The 14,222-nt window shown below is 63.9% G+C and carries 14 protein-coding genes; 1 reads left to right on the top strand and 13 read right to left on the bottom strand.

Annotated features, from left to right (window positions below):
- Nucleotides 1–17: 17 nt before the first annotated feature.
- The 3 genes from ABFX19_RS08870 to ABFX19_RS08860 form a co-directional block, all read right to left on the bottom strand.
- Nucleotides 18–3,113: an AAA family ATPase gene (locus ABFX19_RS08870; RefSeq protein ID WP_346028125.1), complete on the bottom strand. Its 3,096-nt coding sequence runs from the start codon at nt 3,111–3,113 to the stop codon at nt 18–20.
- Entirely contained in the window at nt 3,110–4,270 is a 1,161-nt protein-coding gene (locus ABFX19_RS08865; protein WP_277358579.1) for an exonuclease SbcCD subunit D, read from the bottom strand. Before ABFX19_RS08865 ends, ABFX19_RS08870 begins: the two co-directional genes overlap by 4 nt.
- Nucleotides 4,271–4,356: 86 nt before the next feature.
- Complete coding sequence (locus tag ABFX19_RS08860; RefSeq protein ID WP_346028124.1) at nt 4,357–5,235, bottom strand: aquaporin; 879 nt, start codon at nt 5,233–5,235, stop codon at nt 4,357–4,359.
- Between the two features lie 131 nt (nt 5,236–5,366).
- On the opposite strand from ABFX19_RS08860, the gene ABFX19_RS08855 reads away from it, so the two are divergent.
- Complete coding sequence (locus ABFX19_RS08855; protein WP_277358581.1) at nt 5,367–6,320, top strand: ADP-ribosylglycohydrolase family protein; 954 nt, start codon at nt 5,367–5,369, stop codon at nt 6,318–6,320.
- 8 nt (nt 6,321–6,328) lie between these two features.
- Here ABFX19_RS08855 and ABFX19_RS08850 read toward each other — a convergent pair whose 3' ends face one another.
- The 10 genes from ABFX19_RS08850 to murI form a co-directional block, all read right to left on the bottom strand.
- Nucleotides 6,329–7,318 carry a 3'-5' exonuclease gene (locus ABFX19_RS08850; protein ID WP_277358582.1) on the bottom strand — a complete coding sequence of 330 codons (990 nt, stop codon included), beginning with the start codon at nt 7,316–7,318 and terminating at the stop codon, nt 6,329–6,331.
- An 84-nt stretch (nt 7,319–7,402) separates the two neighbouring features.
- Nucleotides 7,403–8,092, bottom strand: coding sequence for a hypothetical protein (locus ABFX19_RS08845; RefSeq protein ID WP_346028123.1), 690 nt, complete (start codon nt 8,090–8,092; stop codon nt 7,403–7,405).
- Complete coding sequence (locus ABFX19_RS08840; protein ID WP_277358584.1) at nt 8,089–9,009, bottom strand: ABC transporter ATP-binding protein; 921 nt, start codon at nt 9,007–9,009, stop codon at nt 8,089–8,091. Before ABFX19_RS08840 ends, ABFX19_RS08845 begins: the two co-directional genes overlap by 4 nt.
- Nucleotides 9,006–9,386, bottom strand: coding sequence for a GntR family transcriptional regulator (locus ABFX19_RS08835; RefSeq protein WP_277358585.1), 381 nt, complete (start codon nt 9,384–9,386; stop codon nt 9,006–9,008). The genes ABFX19_RS08840 and ABFX19_RS08835 overlap by 4 nt, the downstream gene beginning before the upstream one ends.
- A gap of 114 nt (nt 9,387–9,500) precedes the next feature.
- A complete protein-coding gene (locus tag ABFX19_RS08830; protein WP_277358586.1) occupies nt 9,501–10,151 on the bottom strand; it encodes a GNAT family N-acetyltransferase in 651 nt (216 codons plus the stop codon).
- Nucleotides 10,148–10,807 (bottom strand): DedA family protein, encoded by a 660-nt coding sequence (locus tag ABFX19_RS08825; protein WP_277358587.1) that lies wholly within the window; start codon nt 10,805–10,807, stop codon nt 10,148–10,150. The genes ABFX19_RS08830 and ABFX19_RS08825 overlap by 4 nt, the downstream gene beginning before the upstream one ends.
- A gap of 86 nt (nt 10,808–10,893) precedes the next feature.
- Nucleotides 10,894–11,526, bottom strand: coding sequence for an RdgB/HAM1 family non-canonical purine NTP pyrophosphatase (gene rdgB, locus ABFX19_RS08820; RefSeq protein WP_277358588.1), 633 nt, complete (start codon nt 11,524–11,526; stop codon nt 10,894–10,896).
- Nucleotides 11,519–12,316, bottom strand: a complete 798-nt coding sequence (gene rph / locus ABFX19_RS08815; RefSeq protein ID WP_277358589.1) for a ribonuclease PH — start codon at nt 12,314–12,316, stop codon at nt 11,519–11,521. Before rph ends, rdgB begins: the two co-directional genes overlap by 8 nt.
- Before the next feature lie 57 nt (nt 12,317–12,373).
- Nucleotides 12,374–13,165 carry an MBL fold metallo-hydrolase gene (locus tag ABFX19_RS08810; RefSeq protein WP_346028122.1) on the bottom strand — a complete coding sequence of 264 codons (792 nt, stop codon included), beginning with the start codon at nt 13,163–13,165 and terminating at the stop codon, nt 12,374–12,376.
- The gene (gene murI, locus ABFX19_RS08805) at nt 13,162–14,118 is read right to left on the bottom strand and encodes a glutamate racemase (protein ID WP_346028121.1); all 957 of its coding nucleotides are present in this window, start codon (nt 14,116–14,118) and stop codon (nt 13,162–13,164) included. Before murI ends, ABFX19_RS08810 begins: the two co-directional genes overlap by 4 nt.
- Between the last annotated feature and the right edge of the window lie 104 nt (nt 14,119–14,222).

Here is a 14,222-nt window from a genome sequence, read left to right as displayed (position 1 = left end):
CGGTAACACCAGCAATTTTACACTCGCTGCAGCTGATTGACGAAGCGCACGGTAGACCCTGTCCGGCTCTTGGAAACGTGCAGCTGGGCGGGGATCCGCTGCATCAGGTCGGCAACATGGCTGACGAGCCCGACTACACGTCCGCCATCACGCAGGCTCTCCAGGGCGTCCATCACCTGCTCGAGGGAATGCTCGTCGAGACTTCCAAACCCCTCGTCAACGAAAAGCGTCTCGATATCCAGGCCGCCTGACTCCTGCTGCACGACGTCGGCAAGCCCCAATGCGAGCGCCAATGATGCCATGAATGACTCGCCGCCGGACAGCGTTGCCGTATCCCGGTGCAGTCCGGTCCAGCTGTCAATGACATTCAAACCAAGGCCCGATTTTCGATTTCCCGACTTGGAATCACTGTGGACAAGCGAGTACCGGCCGTCTGACATTTTCTGCAGCCGCTCGGTTGCGGCACCTGCAACCTGTTCCAGGCGGGCCGCCAGCACATAGGTCGCCAAGCTCATCCGATACAGGTTCTCGCCGTTGCCCCTGGCTGTGTCAGCAATCGACCGGGCGAGCTGGTGAGCGTGCCGCAGCGGCACGAGCCGTTCCTCAAGCGCTGCTGCCCTGTCCGCATAGGAGCCCATCTGAACCACTGACTGCTCCAGCAGCCCCACCTCCAGGACAGCCTGGTCAAGAAGCTTCGATGCGTCCGCTTCCTCGGTCGCGGCCGACGCAATGTCATCTTCGTTCGGCACGGGGCTGCCGTCCTTCTCCAGAATGGCGGCGGCCAGGTTCTCCGGCCGCTGCAGGTCCCGTTCGATCCGATGAGCAGAATTTTCGGCATCGCGGATGGCCCGCTCCGCGGTTTCGGCCTCCGTGCTGGTCAGCAGCGCGTCGCGGACGGCTTCCGCTGAAGCGAAGTCCGTTATAGACAGGCGTGTCCGCAATGCAGCTTCGGCCTTGTCAAGGTTCTCCTCTGCCTGCTCACAGCGATTCAAGGCAGCGCACACCGCCCCAAGACTCCGCTCCGTTGCTTCGAGCGCCGTGATTTTCTTCTCAACGGAATCGTAAGAACCACGCACGTCAGACAGCTTTGCGGCCAACGCCGCCTGCTGCTCCGCGAGTGCGGCTAGCCGTGATGATTCTTCTGCCTGAGTCCGCGCAAGGTCCGCCTGTTGCTCGTGCAGCCTGGCAAGCGTTGTATCCGCCGCGGTCTTCCGTGTGCTGAGGTCGGTGGCCAGACGGACCGCCCGTTCCGCTTCCGCATGCTCCTGCTCAAGGGACACAAGCGTAGCGCGAAGCTGCCCGGCATCGGCTTCGCCGCTTCTGGCGCGTAGCCCGGCGGCCTTCAACGCGGCCTCGTCGCGGGCCGCGGCGGTCTTCCGCAGCCGGTTCTCGGCTGCATCCTGCTCTTCCCTGGCAAGTGCTTCGTGTTCGCGGGTGACGAGGGACTGCGGATCCGCAGCTGCAGGCGCCGGATGATCCTCACTCCCGCAGACGGGACAGGGCTCCCCTGCATCCAACCGCTCGGCAAGCTCCGCAGCTGCCTGTTCCAGACGCGCCTGGAGTTTCCGCAGCCAGTCATCTTTCGCTGTGAGAAAGAGTGCTTGATGCTCCTGCTGCAGCTCGTTCAGCTCACGCACAGCACGTTCCGCACTGTCCGCCTGCCCCAGCAACTCCAACCGGCTGGCCGCTTCGATGCACTCCGTTGCCAGTTGTCCTTCACGGGCTGCCATCACCTGCGCGTCTTCCAGGCGCGATGTCAGTTCGACGTATTCCCGCCGCAACTGTTCATCTGCTTCACTGCAGCGCGTTGCCTCGGCCTTCTGACGCTCCAGAGCAGTCTCGGTAAGACGAATCCTTGCTGACAGCTGGCTGAGGTCCTTTTCCAGCGGCAGGGCTGCGCGCGTCGCGGCCAAAGATTCACGAACCACCTCGTGAGCACGTTCGAACGTGGCCAGCGACCGCAGGGAGTCGGGATGGAGAACCTCGGGGGCTTCGTGCCGGACTGCGGGATCGGCTTGCAACGGACGTGCTGCTGATTGCAGGCCCTCCCGCAGATTATGCACCTCTGCAGCCGCCTCGTCCCTCGATTGCAGCGCTCCCTGGAGGATTTGAGCGCGTTGGTGATCTGCCAGCTTTGCCCTCAGAGTTCCAGCCCCGACCAAGGCACCCTGGTTAGCCTGCGCTTCTGAAACCAGCTCGCGGAACGTCAGGCGATCCCTGCGCTCCGCCTCAAACCGGGTGCGCCTCTCTGCGGCGGCATCGCGCAGGATCCTGAGCTCGCGGGTCCTTTTCCGACCCTCAGCCACGGCCGCCGTCAGCAGGTCTTGAAGAAGCACGGGATCAGGCGTCCAATCAACGGAGGCACTGCCCTCGTGGCCGGAACCATCCGGTTCTCCTTCCGGGAATGACGCCGGGGTGCTTGACTGCCGGGGTGTCAGGCCGTGGCGCTCAACTTCCTCTGCAGCCCGACTGAGGAGGGCCTCCAGCTCGGTCTCGGCCTCCTGGAGCCGCGCGGATGTCCGTGCGGAGTGCTCTGCCAGCATGTGTTCCATAGTCGAGAACCGGTCGGTTGCGAACAGCCGCTGCAGGAGCTCGCCGCGAGCGGCTGCGTCCGACCGGAGGAAAGCCGCAAACTCTCCCTGCGGCAACATGACGACGCGCGTAAACTGTTCACGGTTCATTCCCAGAAGATTCTGGAGCTCCGCTCCCGCTTCATCATTGCGAGTGGACCGGGTTACCCACTCGCCGGCAACCCTTTCGCGCAGCAAGGTCTTGGCCTGCTCTGTGGTTGTTCCGCTTCCGCGTTTGGACGGCCGGTTCCAGGAAGGGTTTCGGGTCACTTCCAGACGCCGGGATCCCGCCGAGAACTCGCACACCACTTCCGGCGCAAGCGCATCGGGGGCGTGGTCGCTGCGCAGCCGCTTCGCGTTCTGACGTGCTCCCGGAACGGAACCATACAGCGCGAAACAGATGGCATCGAGCACGCTGGACTTACCCGCCCCGGTGGGCCCGTTCAGCAGGAACAGGCCTTGATCGGTGAGGGCGTCAAAATCGATGTGCTGGCGCACGGCAAAGGGCCCGAAGGCCTGTATCTCGAGTCTGTGGATTCTCATGCGCCGCTTTCAGCTGCCCGCAGGGCGTCGATCGTCTCAGCGAACAGGGCTGCCTCCTCGGTGCTGGCACTGCGTTGACGTACATGCTCAAGGAACCCGCAGCAGATGGAAGCATCATCAGCGGCCTGGGCGATCCGTTCACTGTAGGTACGCTCTTCCCCCGCGTTTCGGGACGGTTCGAACGCGAGCACCAGGGTTCCCGGAAACCGTGCCCGCAACCGTTCCATGGCCTGGTGCGGCCGCTCGGCATCGGTGAGCGTCACCTGGCACCACGCGTTTTCTGCCGCTGCGTGCTCCGGCGCAGTGATGAGCTCAGCGATAGGACCGCGCAGGATTGCAAGCTCGCGTTGCGGGGCCCACTTCACCGGCTGGATTTCACCTACCCCACCTTCATCGATGTCTACCAGCCAGGCTCCCTTCGACTGCCGCGCCTCGGAGAAGGAATATGCCAGCGGAGATCCGGAATAACGTACCCGCTCCTGCAACTGCTGCTGCCCATGGAGGTGGCCCAGCGCAACGTAGTCAAACCCTTCGAAGAGGTTCAAGGGCACAACGCCGAGACCGCCCATGCTGAGCTCCCGTTCGCTGTCCGAGCCGACGCCGCCACTGGCGAAGGTATGTGCCATGACGACCGAGTGCACGATTGATTGCGTGCGGCGCCGCCGCAGGTCCGACCTGATCTGATCCAGCGCCGCAGCAGTCACTGCCGTATGCGTGGAACTCTCACAATTAAGCGGATCCGCAACCATCCGGGGTTCAAGATATGGCACACCGTAGACGGCAACCTCAATCCCCTCGTCAATTCTGAAAACGGCAGGGCGCCCGATGTCTTCCAACCGGGTACGGAGGTGGACCCCTCCGCGCTCAATGAGCTTCCCGCCGAATCCCAGCCGCACTGCCGAGTCATGGTTGCCGCTGCTGACCACCACCTGCGCGCCGGCTACCGTAATCCGTTCCAATGCCTCGTCGAAGAGCTCGACGACGTCAACGCCAGGCAAAGCGCGATCATAGACATCACCGGCAATAAGCACCACGTCCACGTTCTCCTCGCGGACCGTCTTCTCCAACTGATCGACGAAAAGCCGCTGAGCCTCGAGCATCCCAACACCATGGAAGGAGCGGCCCAAGTGCCAGTCTGACGTGTGCAATAACCTCATGATTCCAAGCTACCGGCCGTCTCCGACAGTTTCGGACGGCAACGCCGAAGCACCGGTTGGAACGCCGCCCGGACGGTCGGTACGCGCTACGGGGTGCCGTCGTCGTCATGGGTGTCACGGCGGGCTGCCAGCGTAGCGGCGGCTGCCGCGGAACCGGCTGCAGTGTCGCCGGTTTCCGGAGCGCCGTTGTCCCCCGCCGGGGCGGACACGCTCTGCCGGCTGTGGATCGCGAGGTCGAAGCTCCGGTAGAGCAGGCCCGCGATCAGCGCACCGAGCAGGGGTGCAAGCCAAAAGAGCCACAGCTGCTGGACTGCCCACGCCTCGGCGAACAGTGCCGTTGCCGTGGACCGGGCAGGATTGATCGCGCCGTTGTCCATGGGAGCGAGCGCGGTGAGCAAGACGGCGTATCCCAGGCCGATGGCGAAGGGAGCCGCTGCACGTGAAAGTGACCGGCCGGTCGATCCAAGCACTACTGCGGTCAGCAGAGCAGCCGCAGTGACCTCGATCAACAGCACACTCGCGATCGGGAACTGGGTGGAGGAGTGCTCCGCATATCCGTTCGCCGCTGCCGAGAACAGCCCGGCAGTCTGGATGTCCTGCGGGTGCGCGCTGAAAATCACCCAGAACAGGCCGGACGCCGCAAGCCCGCCAAGAACCTGCGCCATGATGAAGGGCAGCACCGACCTCCACGCCAGGCGCCCGGCCATCGCCAGTCCGAGCGTGACAGCGGGGTTGAAGTAACCGCCCGATAGCCGGCCGAATGCGGCGATGGCCGCGGCCATCCCCAGCCCGAATGCCACACCGGGAGCAATGCCGCCCTGCGGATTGAGCATGGTCACGCCCAAGCCGCCCAGGATCACCAGAAACGATCCAAGCGCCTCCAGCAGGGAAGCCGTGATGAGGCCCGGGCCGTTGTCGTCGTACCGAGTGCCCGTGGCGGGCTTTTCCTGGCTGATCGGGTGCATGGTGGTTGATTCCTTCGATGGTGGTGCGTGCTGGGCACGAGGCAAACCCGTCAAGCGTTCCACTCGTATCTGGGCGTTTCCTGAAGGCATCGTGGCAGGGATCGGCTGGGCGGACTGCCTAGACTAGCGGGGTGACATCTTCTGAATGCTTCCCCCCTGCATTGCGCAGCAGAATCACCGGCTCGATCCTGGCCTGTGCACTCGGTGAGGCTGCCGCAGGATCACCCGATGCGTCTGTCTTCGGCGATGCCACCGCACTGACGCTCTACACGGTCGACGGCATGACTGAAGCGCTCGAGTGGGCCAACGACGGCGTCGCAGCCGATGAAACCGCCTGTCTCTGGCTTGCATACCTCCGGTGGCTCGGGACTCAGGGAGAGGCACCGCCGTCGTCCGCTCCCGCTCCTCCTGCCCGCTGGATCGACAGGCAGGACGTCCTGCATACCCGACGGCACTCGGACGCTGCCAGCATCCGTGCGCTCAGAAGCGGCGAGATGGGCAGCCGTCAGCGGCCGCTTGAAACGGACGACGACGGCCCCGGTGCGCTCCAGCGGTCCGCACCCTTCGGCCTCATCGCCAATGTTCCGCCCGCGATGGTCGAGAAGCTCACACTCGATGCCGCAGCGATCACACACGGCAATCCCGCTGCCCGGATTCCCGCAGCAGTCTTCGCCGGCCTGATTCATGCGATCGCCCACCGGGAACTCTCGCTGTCGGACGCTGTAGCCGAAGCTGCAGCGCACGCGGCGGCATTGGGGTCGACCGACCTCTCGGTCCAGCTCACGAGTCCGGATGCCGGCGCGCTCCCGACTGCTTCACCGACTGCCGGAAACATCCTGTGCGAGGCAATCAGGCTGGTGCTTGCCACCGCAACCGACGACGACGCTGCCCATGTGAGCGCTTTCCTCGCCGCTGCTGCGGAGCAGGATGCGCCTGCAGCGCGGGTTACCGGAGCTGTTGCCGGTGCAATCATCGGCGCACTGCATGGACGCGATGTACTCCCTGCCGCCGCAATTGATCAGCTCACGGGAGCACGGGCGGTCGAGGAATTAGCCGGCCGCTTCGCGTCCGAAATGGGCGCATAGGAAAGGCTCTACTGGCTCGTGACGGGCCAGCGTCCCTCGGTCATCTGCAGGAACTCTGCTTCCGAGAGCACTTCAATGTTCTGGCCCCGGCCGTGAAGCTCCATCACGCGTCGTGCCTTGCCCGTTACCCGACCACTGCGCAGATCTGCGGCAACGAAACCGTTCCCCACCACCAGCACTGTGGTCTTGCGGGTCACGGCGCTTGCCGGTTGCGCTCCGAGCACAGCGGCCCGCTGCTTTGCCTGCGGCCGCGGAATCCCGAGGTCGCCGGTGAAGACAACAGTCTGCCCGTACAACGGGTGTGTGGGATCCGCAGCCGGGTTCGGGTCCGGGTTCAGTCCTTCGTCCGGCCAACCTGCCCAGCCGGTGGCGGGCCCCCGTTCCAGCGCCGTACGGGTCGCCTTCGAAAGCTCGGAAATTCCTGGCTCGTAGGCTTCAAGACGGGACAGCTTCAGCCGGTGCCCGGATACAAGCTCCTCGAGCGTCGCCGCTTCGGCGCGACGCGCGATGTCCACCAGAATTCCTGCGCAGGCGCGGGCATCCTCAACAGCGTCATGGTGGTTCACCAACGGCACTCCGGCAGCTTCCGCCACGTAAGGCAGCGAGTAGGAGACAAGGAAGTAGCTGCGGCGCGAGAGCAGAACCGTGCAAGCGTAGTCGTAAGCAGGACCGGCCAGGTTGGACACTTCAAGCGCCGAACGGATAACGCCCATGTCGAAGGCAGCGTTGTGGGCCACTACGACATCGCTTCCAATGAAGGCACCGATCTCCGGGAACAGCTCACCGAAAGTCGGCTGGTGCGCCACCATGTCGGCGGTGATCCCGTGGATGGCGACGTTGCGGGAGTCGAAGTGGTCGTGGCCTGCCGGCGGGCGCATCAGCCACTGCGCTTCCTCGACGATTCGGCCATTGCGGACCTTCGTGAGCCCTACGGCGCAGGGCGATCCGCGAAACCCGTTGGCAGTCTCGAAGTCGATGGCCGTGAACTCAATTCCCACCCGCTCACGGTATCCGGTGGAGAAGCGTAGGCAGTGGAACCGACTCCGCGTGGCGGGGCCGGTTCCACTTCACGGCGGAACCGACTAAGGCTCTGCCCGACGCAGGGTGAGGAACGAACCGCCGGCAAGGGCAAGGGCCAGAACGGCGAGCCAGCCGGCAACTGTTAGCTGCGTCTGCGAACCAAGGAAGGCTCCGACCTCGGGCCAGGCGCTGCGTGAGCCGATCAGGTACAGGATTCCCACCAGCGCAAGAGCCACACTGATTCCGGCGATCAGCAATCCCGTTGCCTGCCAGCGCTTGTAAATTGTGGCTGACCAGAACCCGATCAGGAAGAGAGCCATCATCACGGCGAAGTAGAAGGCTATTGGTTGATACCAGGGGCCGTCCGCAATCCAGTCGAGGGCGAAGAAGCTTCCGCCCACTCCCCAGCCACCGGTCCCCTGCTCCACCAGTCCCAGCAACCAGTAGGTCACGGCGGTGATAAGCGCTATCAGCGAGAAGAGGGACAGGGTGCCGAGAAAGAAGGTGCGCCGGGTGATGCTCAGTCCCTGGGAGAACGGGAAGGTGAGCGTCAGGGACTGGATGCCCAGGGCGAAGAAGTACCACATGACAGCCTGGGATCCGCCTGAGATGCGCACCCCGCCGTCGTTCGGAATGAACGACCAGATGATCAGGGTCAGCAGAAAGGATGCGGCGAGGATGATCAGGGGTATCCCGATGAAGATCCAGCGGTTGGCCAGTTGCATCCGCATGACTTTGACGACGCGGTTCATCGTGCTACCTCCGAGAGGGGCCGGTCCGCGGCCCCGGAACTTGCCGGTGATGCGGACATGGTTCTGCGGACAATGAGTTGCTGCAGGGAAACGGGCGCGAGCTCAAGGCCGAGTTCAGCAGCTTCCCGGGTTTCGGACTCGTTCAGCGTGCCGAGTGCCGTTACCGACGCCAGTGAAGCGAAATTGTCTGCGTGGACCACCTCGCGGCCGCCGAGGAAGGTGCGAACCTTCTCGGCCGAGCCCACTACCGTGAATGCTGATCCGCGGATGGTTTCGGCGTCATCATCCATGATGATCCTCCCCTGATCGATCACGATCACGTGCTCCAGCAGGTTCGCTACTTCGTCGATCAGGTGAGACGACAGGACCACTGTGCGCGGGTGCCGCGAGTAGTCCTCGACCAGGCGGTCGTAGAAGAGCTGGCGTGCAACCGCGTCGAGTCCCAGGTAGGGCTCATCAAAGAACGTGAGCTCCGCGCGGGAGGCCAGCCCGATGATTACTCCTACTGCTGAGAGCTGGCCTCGGGACAGCTTCTTGATGTTGCGGCGCAGCGGAAGCTGGAAATCCGTAACCAAGCGATCCGCAAGTTCCTGGCTCCAGTTTGCGAAGAAGAGCGCGGCGGATTTGAAGGCGTGCTCCGCGGTGAAGGAGTCCGGGTACTTCTGGGATTCGCGGATGAAGCAGATGCGGTTGAGGACGCGCTCGTTCTCGTAGGGATGCTCGCCGAAAACCCGTACTTCCCCGGATGATGCGAAACCCTGGGCGGTAAGGATCGACATGAGGGTGGTCTTACCGGCACCATTACGGCCGAGGAGCCCGTAGATGCGGCCAGGCTCCAACGCGAGGTTGATCCCGCGCAGGGCCTCCGATTTCCGGTACTTCTTCGTGAGGTCGGTGACCTCGATGATGGTTTTCACTGCGCTCCCCCCTGCAGGGCGTGTTCGCCCTGCCTGATCATGTCTGCAAGTTCGTCCGGTTCAATGCCGAGCTTGCGGGCTTCCCTGGAAAGCGGCTGGACGTACTGGTCAAAGAACTGCTCCCGCCGACGCTGGATCAGCACCGTCCGGGCTCCGGTTGAAACGAACATGCCGATTCCTCGTTGCTTGTAGAGAATCCCGTCATCGACCAGGCGGTTGACGCCCTTTGCCGCCGTGGCCGGATTGATGCGGTAGAAAGCCGCAAACTCATTGGTTGACGGAACCTGGGATTCCTCGGCCAGGGTTCCGTCGATGATGTCGCTCTCGATGCGCTCGGCGATCTGTTGGAAGATTGGCCGACCATCCTCGATTAGCATGGCGATCCCGCACGGGGCCCACCGGCCCTGTCGACGGGGTTCGCTGGTTCATTACTCATGTAGCTAACCATATAACCAACGAGGGCAATGTCAAGAAAGGAACAGGTGTGAGTTTCAGGCGGTGGTCAAGAGCGGCAGAACAGGTTCCTCACCGTTGACGCCGAGGCTCCACTCAGGTCGCTTAAACCAATCCGCCTGAAGCCGAAGGTGCACTTGCCTGGTCACCTCACCGGGCCGGGCGACAACCTCCGACACACCGTTCGCTTCATAGCCGAGGCTGCGCGAAACCCCGAGCGATGAGTTGTTCCACTCAGCTGCCTCCGAGAGCGCCGCGACGGCACCGAGGTGATCGAACGCGAACAGGAGTATTGCGGCGCGCATCTCCTTGCCGAGGCCCCTGCCCTGAACAGGCTGCGTGAGCCAGGACCCGCTGTGAACGGTGCGCAGAAGCGGGAAATCACGGGCGGAGACATCCTGCATTCCCACCACCCGGCCCTCAAAGCTCACGGCGAAATTGATTGTCCAGGAACCCGGCTCAACAGAGCAGCGCTGGCGCCACTGGTGCCTGACGGTCTCGCGGATCAACACGTCCCGCGGCGCGTCCGTCCACGGCACACCGAACGGCATCTTCGCCGGGTCATGGATTCCATCCAGCACGGCATCGATCAGCTCCGGCAACTGCTCGTCCCGAACCGGCGTGAGCGACAGCCGCGGCGTCCGGAGTTCCAGACCGAAGAGCGGCCACACGTCACTCAGCCGGGTCATGAGGCTTCGCGCTTGCGACGCACCTTCCGTACCTTGCTGACAATGAAGAAGGCAACCACCAGCACGACGGCGGCAATCACCAGTTTCTGAAAGATGCCCGCATACTGCTCCACCAAATGCCAGTTTTCACCCAGGTAGTAGCCGGATAACACGAAGATAGTGTTCCAGATCAGGCTTCCCGCGAGGGTCAGGCCAAGGAACTTCCACACCGGCATGCGTTCGATACCGGCAGGAATGGAGACCAGGCTGCGGAAAATCGGCACCATCCGACCGAAAAAAACGGCCTTGTAGCCGTGGCGGTCGAACCACGCCTCAACGCTGTCAACATCCTCAAGATCGACCAGGGGGACCTTGGACACCAGAGTCCTCATCCGGTCCCGGCCGAGCAGTACTCCCAGCAGGTAGAGCAGGTAGGCACCCACCACCGAGCCGGCGGTGGTCCAGAAGAGTGCTTCGAACAGGGTGAAATCTCCCCTGCTGGCCGTGAAACCTGCAAGCGGGAGGATGACCTCGCTGGGAAGCGGGGGGAAAAGATTCTCGAGGGCGATCGCCAGGCCCGCACCGGGTGCACCGATCGTCTCCATCATGGTTACCGCCCAGTCAGCGACACCTCCGAGTGTGGATTCATTCCCGGTCTGCAGGGGCAGGTAACTCATGATTGTTCTCATAACCCGGTTAAGTCTGCCCTATCAGGCCGCCCACACTGAAAGCGGCAACCGGGCCGCTGCCTTTGAACGGCCAGTCATCCCAGGAGTTCGACGATCGACGGCAACAGCGCCTCGAACGCCTGCCCCCGATGGCTGATAGCATTCTTCTCCTCCGGTGCCAGCTCGGCGCAACTGCGGTTCATTCCCAGGGGCTGAAGCGCGGGGTCGTATCCGAAGCCGCCCTCGCCCCGCGGCTCACTCAGAAGCGTTCCTTCCAGTTCACCACGCCTCACGACGTCGGTGCCGCCGGGTAGTGCAAGAGCCGCCGCGCAGACGAACCGCGCCTGCCGCCGGCCCTCCGGAATGTCGGCTAGCTGGCTGAGCAGGAGGTTCAGGTTTGCGGAGTCATCGCCGTGGCGGCCGGCCCACCGTGCCGAAAAGATGCCGGGAGCACCGCCGAGTACGTCGACTGCCAGACCGGAGTCGTCAGCGATCGCAAGGATGCCTGTTGCCTCTGCAACCGCACGTGCTTTGAGCAGAGCGTTCTCCTCGAAGGTTGTGCCGCTTTCCACCACATCGGGTGCGCCGGCGGTGACAGCGTCAATCACCTGGGTATCGACGTCGAGCCCCGGTACCTTTCCGCGCAGCAGCGAGCGCAGTTCACGCAGCTTGCCCGCGTTTCGCGTTGCGAGGACCAGTCGCGGCGCAGCGACAGGATGTTCAGACACCGGCGGACTCCCCCAGTGTCTCGCGCTGCATCTGGGCAAGCTGGGACGTGCCCAGCAGTGCGAGATCAAGCAGCGCATCCAGTTCCGCCCGGTCAAAGGGTGCACCCTCGGCTGTGCCCTGAACCTCGACGAAGCTTCCGCTTCCCGTGACCACGACGTTCATGTCTGTCTCTGCGCGCACATCTTCGACATAGGGCAGGTCAAGCATCGGCACACCGTCGATGATGCCGACGCTCACGGCCGCCACGGTGTCCGTCAGCGGGCGGGAGGACTGCGGGATCATCTTGTGTTCCTTGGCGTAGCGGATTGCCTCCGCGAGCGCCACGTAGGCGCCGGTGATAGCGGCCGTGCGGGTGCCGCCGTCGGCCTGCAGTACGTCGCAGTCAAGAACAATGGTGTTCTCCCCAAGGGCCCGCGTATCAATGATCGAGCGGAGGGAGCGTCCGATCAGGCGGGAGATCTCGTGGGTCCTCCCGCCAATGCGGCCCTTGACGGACTCGCGGTCGGAGCGGGTGTTGGTCGCCCGGGGAAGCATTGCATATTCGGCCGTAACCCAGCCCTTGCCCTCCCCCTTGAGCCACCGCGGAACTCCGGTGGTCAACGACGCAGTACACAGCACCCGTGTGTTCCCGAATTCAATCAGCGCGGACCCTTCGGCCTGGTTGGACCAGCCCCGCGTGATGCTGATGGGCCTCAGCTGGTCAGGTGTCCGTCCATCCGCACGGACACCGTTGCTTTCGGAAGTCGATACAGGCGCAGAGTCAGGCTCGGAAGAAGAGGGGGAAGTCATGGTTCCAGTCTGCCAGAGCCGGTTCGGTGCGGGCTATTCACGCCCGCACGCAAACGGTCAGACCAGGTACGAGACCCCGGCAACCGCAACGGCGACATCCCCCGGATAACTGCTGCGTGCCTCTTCCATGGTGAGCACGGCATCGTTCCACACCGGTAGGTGTGTCAGCAGCAGCCGCCGCGATGAGGCAGCGGACGCGACCTCCCCGGCGCGTTTCCCAGTGAGGTGGACGCCACGGATGGCATCGTCCCTGCCCTCGTGGAAGGCTGCTTCGCACAGGAAAATCCCTGAGTCGGCGGCGGCCTCGACCAAACCGTCACATGCGTCTGTATCCCCCGAGTAGGTGAGGACCCGCTTGCCGCCCGGAGCTTCCGGATCCGTAACCTCGATGCGAAGGGCGTACGCCTCGTCCACCGGGTGCAGGACGGGGTAGGGAGTAATGGTGAAGGGACCAACCTGCACGGGAGTGCGCGGCGACCAGGCGCGGAAGTCGAAGTCATCATGCATGCCCGGATCGAGGTCCAGCCCGTAGGCGGTGGCCATCCGGTCCGCGGTCCCGGCGGGACCCCACACGGGGATACGCGGCTGGTTCCAGCCTCCCGGGTCCCAGTGCACTGCCACATGCAGACCGCACAGGTCCATGCAATGGTCCGGATGGAGATGGGTCAGCAGGACAGCGTCAATATCCCGCAGGTCCATATAGCGCTGGAGTGCGCCGATGGATCCGTTGCCGAGGTCGAGCAGGATCCGCCAGGTCTTGCCCTCCTCCTGCACCGTCACGAGGTAACAGGAGGCAGGCGAGTGAGGTCCAGGGAACGATCCGCTGCACCCGACGATGGTGAGCTTCATGGACGGCGGTTCCCGGCAGCGCCAGCGTCCGCCCGGGCCGTGGAAATCATTTCCGGCGTGATCCGAGCCATGCTTCCTGTCGGATACTGCGCGGACACATGGTCGACATGTTCCACGCTCAAGACTTCCGGTCCAAGGAAGCGCCGCGCCAGTTCCTCGAAGCGGGCTGCGTTGCCCGTAGCCACGAAGTGGTGCCGCGGCTGCCCGGATCCGGTGCGCAGGAGATTGTGGGACACAAGCGCGCGGTAGACGTCCTTGGCGGTTTCCTCCGCGCTGGAGACGAGGGTCACCGAGTCACCCATGACGTAGGAAATCACGCCTGTCAGAAGCGGATAGTGGGTGCAGCCAAGAACCAGGGTGTCGACGTCGGCATCCTGCAGCGGACGAAGGTAGCGGGCGGCCGTCTCGAGGACGTCCGAGCCGGCCGTGACGCCCGCTTCCACATAGTCGACGAACGCCGGGCACGCGGCGGAGAAGATATCGAGGTGGGGAGCCGCGGCGAAGGTGTCCTCATAGGCGCGGGATCCAACGGTTGCGCTGGTTCCGATGACGCCGATCCGTCCGGTCCTCGTCGAGGCGACTGCGCGGCGGACTGCCGGCTGGATCACTTCGATGACGGGAATTCCGTACCGGGCGGTGTAGCGCTCACGCGCATCACGCAAAACGGCAGCGGACGCGGAGTTGCAGGCGATGACGAGCAGTTTGACGCCCGAATCCACCAGTTCGTCCATGACACCGAGTGCGTAGGCCCTTACCTGCGCAATGGGAAGCGGACCGTACGGTGCGTGCGCGGTGTCTCCGACATAAAGCACCGATTCGTGGGGCAGCTGATCGATGACGGCCCGGGCCACCGTGAGGCCTCCGACGCCTGAGTCGAAGATGCCGATGGGGGCTTCGGTGGACCTCAGAGCGGCCAGTTCGGCAGCCTCGGAGTCGGCGGGGTCAGAACTCATGATCCTTTGAGGATAGGATGCACCGCCGGAGTTGGCTAAGCAGGAAGGCGTGTCCTTAATCACAGCGCAGCTCCGGTTTCCAGGCGGAAGCCTTCACCAGGACG

The sequence above is a fragment of the Arthrobacter parietis genome, from assembly GCF_039530425.1.
Lineage (GTDB): Bacteria > Actinomycetota > Actinomycetes > Actinomycetales > Micrococcaceae > Arthrobacter_D > Arthrobacter_D parietis.
The sequence above is the reverse complement of the archived record's forward strand: the minus strand, read 5'-3'. Positions and strand labels throughout refer to the sequence as shown.

Coding starts and splice junctions, on each gene's coding strand:
- ABFX19_RS08865 (WP_277358579.1), bottom strand. CDS start 4,270: ATGAGGTTATTGCACACGTCAGACTGGCACTTGGGCCGCTCCTTCCAT.
- ABFX19_RS08860 (WP_346028124.1), bottom strand. CDS start 5,235: ATGCACCCGATCAGCCAGGAAAAGCCCGCCACGGGCACTCGGTACGAC.
- rph (WP_277358589.1), bottom strand. CDS start 12,316: ATGACTTCCCCCTCTTCTTCCGAGCCTGACTCTGCGCCTGTATCGACT.
- murI (WP_346028121.1), bottom strand. CDS start 14,118: ATGAGTTCTGACCCCGCCGACTCCGAGGCTGCCGAACTGGCCGCTCTG.
- ABFX19_RS08835 (WP_277358585.1), bottom strand. CDS start 9,386: ATGCTAATCGAGGATGGTCGGCCAATCTTCCAACAGATCGCCGAGCGC.
- ABFX19_RS08845 (WP_346028123.1), bottom strand. CDS start 8,092: ATGAACCGCGTCGTCAAAGTCATGCGGATGCAACTGGCCAACCGCTGG.
- ABFX19_RS08830 (WP_277358586.1), bottom strand. CDS start 10,151: ATGACCCGGCTGAGTGACGTGTGGCCGCTCTTCGGTCTGGAACTCCGG.
- ABFX19_RS08810 (WP_346028122.1), bottom strand. CDS start 13,165: ATGAAGCTCACCATCGTCGGGTGCAGCGGATCGTTCCCTGGACCTCAC.
- ABFX19_RS08870 (WP_346028125.1), bottom strand. CDS start 3,113: ATGAGAATCCACAGACTCGAGATACAGGCCTTCGGGCCCTTTGCCGTG.
- ABFX19_RS08825 (WP_277358587.1), bottom strand. CDS start 10,807: ATGAGTTACCTGCCCCTGCAGACCGGGAATGAATCCACACTCGGAGGT.